4 protein-coding genes are annotated in these 6369 nt (G+C 57.1%); 3 read left to right on the top strand and 1 reads right to left on the bottom strand.

The window, feature by feature from the left end; genetic code table 11:
• Positions 1-545, bottom strand: a 545-nt coding sequence (locus EOA22_RS12030) for a DMT family transporter (protein ID WP_164755373.1), incomplete at its 3' end; no start/stop codon positions are given.
• A gap of 691 nt (positions 546-1236) precedes the next feature.
• Here EOA22_RS12030 and EOA22_RS12020 point away from each other — a divergent pair.
• From EOA22_RS12020 to EOA22_RS12010, 3 genes are all read left to right on the top strand, one after another.
• Positions 1237-3600: an ATP-binding protein gene (locus EOA22_RS12020; RefSeq protein WP_063168609.1), complete on the top strand. Its 2364-nt coding sequence runs from the start codon at positions 1237-1239 to the stop codon at positions 3598-3600.
• Positions 3597-5573, top strand: a complete 1977-nt coding sequence (locus tag EOA22_RS12015) for a DUF4406 domain-containing protein (RefSeq protein ID WP_082826503.1) — start codon at positions 3597-3599, stop codon at positions 5571-5573. The genes EOA22_RS12020 and EOA22_RS12015 overlap by 4 nt, the downstream gene beginning before the upstream one ends.
• 155 nt (positions 5574-5728) lie before the next feature.
• Positions 5729-6369, top strand: a 641-nt coding sequence (locus tag EOA22_RS12010) for a septum site-determining protein MinC (protein ID WP_245478624.1), incomplete at its 3' end; no start/stop codon positions are given.

The following is a 6369-nucleotide window of genomic DNA, read 5'->3' as shown; positions in this document are numbered from 1 at the left end:
CAGCAGAACGCGCTGCCGACGATCCACAGCTCGCCGGCGTTGAGCTTGAGCTGCAGCAGCGCCGTCAGGTTGCCGTGGGCAACGATGAAAATCATCCCGGCAAGCGCAACCAGCGCGCCAAGCGACTTCCACAGGCCGAGCGGCTCGCCAAGCACGAAACGGGCAAGCACCATCGTCATGACCGGCGACAGCGCCATGATGATGCCGGCCGTGGTGGCGTCGGTGTGGTTGAGGCCATGGTAGATCATACCCTGGCAGAGCGTCAGGCCGATCGCCCCCACGGCGACGACCTCCACGGCGCGCGTTCGCAAAAGCCCGATCATCGCCTCGTGATGACGGTGCACGATCGGCAGCAGGATGGCGCAGGCAAGCGTCAGCCGCCAGAAACAGAGACCCCAGGGCGGCATTTCAGGCGCCACCCATTTGGCCGCGATGTAGACACCGGCCGAAAGCAGCCAGCACAGGACGGCGGCCGGATAGCCGGCCAGGGAGGATATGGGGCGCACGGGTTGCGCGGCTTGATGCGCTATCGGCATTGCCTGCATGTCATGCCTCCCCTTCGATGACCTCGGCCAGACGGGGCAATATAGCCTGTGTCGTTGGGTCGTGCATCCGTTTTGAGAGGTCGAGGAGGAATCTGGGCAGCCGCGCGGACCTCAAGGGCAAGGGGAAACTATCAGCCAGGGAGAGCGAAATGATCCGGAAAATGAAATGCGGAAAATACCGGCTTTATTCGCGCTAGGAGGATGAGAAGACCGGGAAAAGGCGGAATCTGGGAACGTTCGAGACGCGTGAGGCGATGGAGAAGCATGAGCGCGAGGTGTAGTATTTTAAGCGGCATTGAGGGGATAGTGGGACGTTCCTTGCAGGCTGGATACCTGGGCATGGCCCGGCGGGAGTCCTCTTTCACACCAAACTTCGCCCGGCAGAACATTCCGAGAAGACAGCGATCACGGCGGGCATGTTCCTACTGGCAATTGCCGCCATCGGCGCAATATAGCTGCACCAGCAGCGGAGCAGGAGACGGGCAACGTGCTGATGGTGGCGAATGGGTGGTAGGGAAGCTTTCAGTTGAGGGGCGGGTTGCGGTGGATCACAGCTCCCTGGGCGCGTATCGCTTAGTATGGATGCGTTAGGCTCAGGTTGAGTGATGCGGTCACCCTTTCCTAAACACTACAGTGCCCTTATACCGAATCGGTCGCTTGCGGCACAGGAACAGTGAACTCCAGAGGTCATTTGCATACTCTCGAATCCTATCTCAGTGATGGAATCCAACGTGATCGGGAAGACATTGCCGCCATCGATCGAGTGCTTCTAGAAACAGGAGAAACGATTGCGGGAACGTTCAATTCGGAGAAACCCAACTGGCCCTATGAAATTCCCGATCGCCGAAAAGAAAATGACAAGCACAAGATTTCGCATAGCACGATGACAATGATGATCCGCGCAATCGATCTTCTTCGCGAGTCGCAACGAGTTGGCACATCTCGTCCAGGCTATGCATTTGAGGTTGGCGGTCAATACGCGAAAAAGCTGGATGAAGCGCGAAAGAAGGCATTTGACAGGTTGGTCGCTGAGCTTAGAGAAGCCCGTTCTGAGACCAGAGCCCAAACCATAACAACGATTTCTCCTACCTACGGGACCAATGACCCGCTAACCATGTCGTTTCTTGCCGAGGTTTTGTCGGCGACACCTGGTGGGACCGATGATCTCATGGCCGATGCCAGGATCGTCGTTCAGAAACTCGTAAAGATTGATCCGACGAACAGCTTCGTCAGTTTTTTTATTTTTAAGAACAGAGGCTTGACGGAATCAAAAGTCGTACCCAACGCATTCGTTCCTTTGTTAGTCGTGCGTGCAGCTCATACGCTGGGGCAAGAGATAGAAGGCAGAGCTGCATATCTGCGCTACTTTGAGAGTACACTTCACGATCAGCTTTCGTACTCAAATATCCCGGACAGCCGCTTCGATCCTGCCGAGTTGATCTTCTCTTTGGAGGGCGTGCTGCTCCTCTCGGAGCAGACAATAGATGTGCGTCTATTCGACCGTGTTCTTGATGTCCTCGAGCAAGCGCAGCAGACTAGTGCTCACTGGCGCCCAAGTAAGCCCTTCCTGCGCACCGTAAAGGGGTTTGTACTTTTCCCAATAAGTGTGGAGGCCGCAAATTCACTTCTGCGGTGCTGCCAGAGACTAGATAAGGACGAGCGGTTTCATGGGCGCTCGGAACGATACATAGCTCTGTTTCGCCGCTTCTGGAGTTGGCTTGCGGCGAGGCGCGTCACAATCGATGTTGAAGGAACGCCACGCCGAGTTTCAGGCTGGCACTCGGACCATGTCGCGGATCCTGACTCGATCCAACTTTGGGATACCGCGCAGGTAGTCGATTTTCTTCTGGGATACCGGCGTAGCCTCCACGGCCACATAGCTCGCACCACGCTGCGACTGTCTCGCTTCAACGTTCGAAAGCCTCAACGTGCCAAACAGTCTTGGAGTCCTGCGACCCAAGCGATGCAACTAGCTCGAAAGACGACAACGGCCGCGGCCCCGGATGACAAAGCAGATCTGAGGGAGAGCTTTGAGCCGATAACCTCACTCGGGCCATACTTCGAGACCTATCGTAAGGTAGAAGAGGAGTTCCTTTTGCCTTGGCTCGGCGGAAGTCCCCGAAATTATTCTATGTTAATTTATGGCCCGCCTGGCACCGGCAAAACCAGCGTTGCTGAAAATTTAGCGGATGCGCTCGGCTTTCCGCTCGTAACGATTACCGTCAGCGACTTTCTGGCAGGTGGCGGGGGCGAGGTGGAAGCGCGCGCTAAAATGATCTTTGAGGTGCTTGAGGCGCAGGCGGACGTCGTGGTCCTCTTCGACGAGATTGACGAACTCGTGCTGGATCGAAGCTCGAAGCGGCATGGCCAGCAAGATACCGTATTCAAGTTCATGACGCCTGGCATGCTGACCAAGTTTAATAACTTGCGCCGAGCGAAGCGCGGTATCTTCATCATGGCTACCAATTACGCATATCGCATCGATCCGGCGATCCGTAGAACGGGGCGTATCGACGAGAATTACCTACTGCTTCCGCCGGATGCTACTTCAAGGCAGAAGATGATAAAGAATTTTCTGAAAGATGCGATCGAAAAGGGAAATCTCCCGGCCGACCATGCGCTGAATCCTGACAATATCGAGAAATCCGGTAAATGGAGTATCCTGCGGAGTGCTTCATTCTTCTTGGGCTATAAGGATATCGAGGCTGCAGTGGCGCGTGTTGTTCGCCAGGTTGGTAACAGTCAAAGTGTGACGGAACTTGAGAGTGAGTTCTTGGAATGGGGACGCACAACGACTCTTCGCCTCTACAATGGCGCATTCGACGAAATAGACGATCGGGAGGCAATTGAACGCGAGTTCCTGCCCCTTATCGAGATGGCAGCGCGGGAGGGCGCAGTCCTTAAGGAAAAGAAAAATCCGGCTCTCGATTGCGCGGCTTTATTTAAGGCTGATGAAAAGAATGGCAAGCTGGCTTCGTTCGCTAGTGAACTTAAGCTCAGAGAAGAATCCTTAAGGTTCGTTAAGCGGCGCAGTCCGGAATACGTTAGGAAATGACAGCTCAATCCCCCCAGCCGCTAAGCGGCATCCGTCAAGCTTGGCGTTCTGCCTTCGGATCACGAAAGGTCGTCTATCTCAGCGGCCCGATCACGTCGGGACTGCGGTTCATAGATTGGTGGAGCAAGATCGGATATCAGCTTGAGGCCGATGCGAGCGCTTATCGTGCCGAACTTGTCGAGCAGGTGATTATTCCGAACGAGAACCAGCTCAAAGCGACAGCCGAACTGCTCCGCGCCAGGGGCTCGGAGCCGGTGGTTGAGCCAGCGAGCCTATTCATTAACGGTTGGACCCAAGAAGATTATCTAGAGTTGTGGCAGCAGTTCATCTCAGCTCACGCGAGCCGCATCCTGTTAATGGACGGATGGGAATACAGCGCGGGTAGTGCCTCTGAATTCTGCCGTGCACATCTCGAAGGCATCCCCACCGCTCGTGTTGACGGATCGCCCATCGTCGCACGAGATGGTGTCGCCGCAATCAGCCGCGCACTCGCTCGCGTTGATGCACTGGCTGTGCCGCCGCTCGCTCTCCAGAACACATTGCGTGCTGCATATAGCCAACTCGAAACAACAGTGGCGACTGTAGTCTACGTGCCGGGTGGTGGCATTCCGCGAAAAGACGCTTCGCTCGATCGGCTCGCTGAACTTATCAACGTAGCGCAATTCGTCAGCTATGAACCGCATCGTGGGAAACCAAAGCAGGCGTATTCACGCGTCCTTGGGGAAAGCCCTAACCGCATATTCTCCAACGTTACCGAAGTTGCCGAGACACTCCTTGCGCGAAGCGCTGACGGCTCCGTGAATGTGAGAAGCTTTACACCTGAAAGCCCGCTTAGCCGCGAATTCATATACGGTCTGACTCGAGTTAACGATATTGTCGATGCGATCGCACGCCTCACGCGCGAAGGTCTGCATACCATCGTAAATGAAACGGTCGATATCCACGATGGTGGCGTTTCCGGGGTGGTGCTTGGGAAGATCATCGAGTTTGCTCCCGACGATACGCCTCGCGCGGTAGAGAAGGCAGGCACAGCTTCTCTACCTCTCGGTTGGGGATTCCGACTCCTCGCTACGGTTTACGGTTTCGAACCGGATTTGGCAGTTCCCGAAAACACGCGCCTGGAATTCAGTCTGCATCCCCGGCCACGTGGCTGGCGTCGCATGCACACGTTGGGATGGGAGATTGCTGAACACAAAGGGTTAGATTTGTTTCCGGTAGCGCAGTGGCCCAACAGATTTAGTCATATGCTTGGCGATAAGGTCTTCGGGCTTCTTGTCGCACACCTCATTGGCCTGCCAGTACCGCGCACTACTGTGGTCAATCGGCGGGTGGCACCGTTTACGTTCGGCCAAGCAACGGGTTCGTCGGAGGTCTGGTGTCGCACTGCACCAATCGAGCAGACACCGGGCAAATTCACGACAACGCGCGGCTGGAGCGACCCCTTTAGGATCATGCAGGAAGAAGATCCGGACCACAAGTTAATCGCTTCGATTCTGGGACAAGCAAGTGTTGAGCCGCTCTATTCCGGTGCGTCGATAGTGCTCCAGAGCGGGGAGATCGTCACCGAGGGGCTACGCGGTGTGGGTGACAGGTTCATGTTAGGCACTGCCAAGGCAGAGATACTTCCGTCGTCAATTATCGCGGACGTTGAACGCCTGCATGCGGGTGCGGCCGAATTGGGCCCGGTGCGTTTCGAGTGGGTTCACGATGGCAAACGGGCATGGGTGGTGCAGATGCATCATGGCGCAACTAAGAGTGCTGCTGGCGTGCTTGTCCCGGGAAAAGCAGAGCATTGGATAGTCTTTGACGTCTCGCAAGGACTTGAGAAGTTACGCGACGTCATTGACAGCCTTGAGCCGCACCATGGTGTGGAATTGCAGGGCGAAGTTGGCCTAACTAGCCATATCGCGGACGTTATTCGCAGAGCAAACGTGCCAGCACGCATGAAACCGCAGGACCGTGATGCGGCCTAGTGCTGGGCAAGCAAACATCACCGTAGCCGAGTGCTCTTTCGGGTAGGGTCGCCGGGAACAGGAATTGTCGTCCTACCGCCTTCCCACCCCTGGCATTAACCATTCGTTAACCATTCCCTCGCTAGCGTTTACCTCTCAGTAAGGATTCGCCAGCCGTGACCTTTGCCGCCCCCCTCGAGGCCAAATCCATTCGCTTTCGTGCCCGCTCTTTCGTCGCTTTCACGCTGACGCCGGAGGCGCCTTTGGACGTGTGGCTGGAGGGGCTGGATCACTGGATCGGCAATTCGCCTGGCTATTTTGCCGGGCGGCCGGTGGTGCTTGATCTCAACACCTTGAAGCCCGATGTCGCCGCGATCGAATCGCTGGTCGACGTGCTTGGCCATCGCGGCATCCGCGTCTACGCCATCGAGCTCGACGGCCACGCCGCACTCGCGCCCAACCTGCCGCCGGTGCTGGTCGGCGCCAAGGAGGCGACGACGGATGGGTTGCTGCCCCGCGAGGCGCGGGCGGAGGGTTTCGACAAGGCCGAGGGCAGGGCGGCTGAACAGCATGCGGATGCGGGCAGCGCGGCCAAGGCCGGCGACGGCAAGGCTGGCGCAAGCAAGGCGGGCGATAGCGAGCCGCAGGTTGAAGCTTCGGGCACGCTGATGATCAAGGCGCCGATCCGCTCCGGCCAGGCGATCGTGCATCCGCATGGCGATGTCATCGTGCTGGGTTCTGTCGCTTCCGGGTCGGAGATCATCGCGGCGGGCTCGATCCATGTCTACGGCACGCTGGGCGGGCGCGCTTCGGCGGG

It is taken from the genome of Mesorhizobium sp. M7A.F.Ca.US.014.04.1.1 (assembly GCF_003998745.1).
GTDB classification, from domain to species: Bacteria; Pseudomonadota; Alphaproteobacteria; order Rhizobiales; family Rhizobiaceae; genus Mesorhizobium; species Mesorhizobium ciceri.
Note: the sequence above shows the minus strand (reverse complement) of the source record. Positions and strands in the feature narration are given on the sequence as shown.

What these genes read in the sequence shown, in the direction of transcription:
- EOA22_RS12015 (WP_082826503.1), top strand. Translation starts at nt 3,597, where the DNA reads ATGACAGCTCAATCCCCCCAGCCGCTAAGCGGCATCCGTCAAGCTTGG.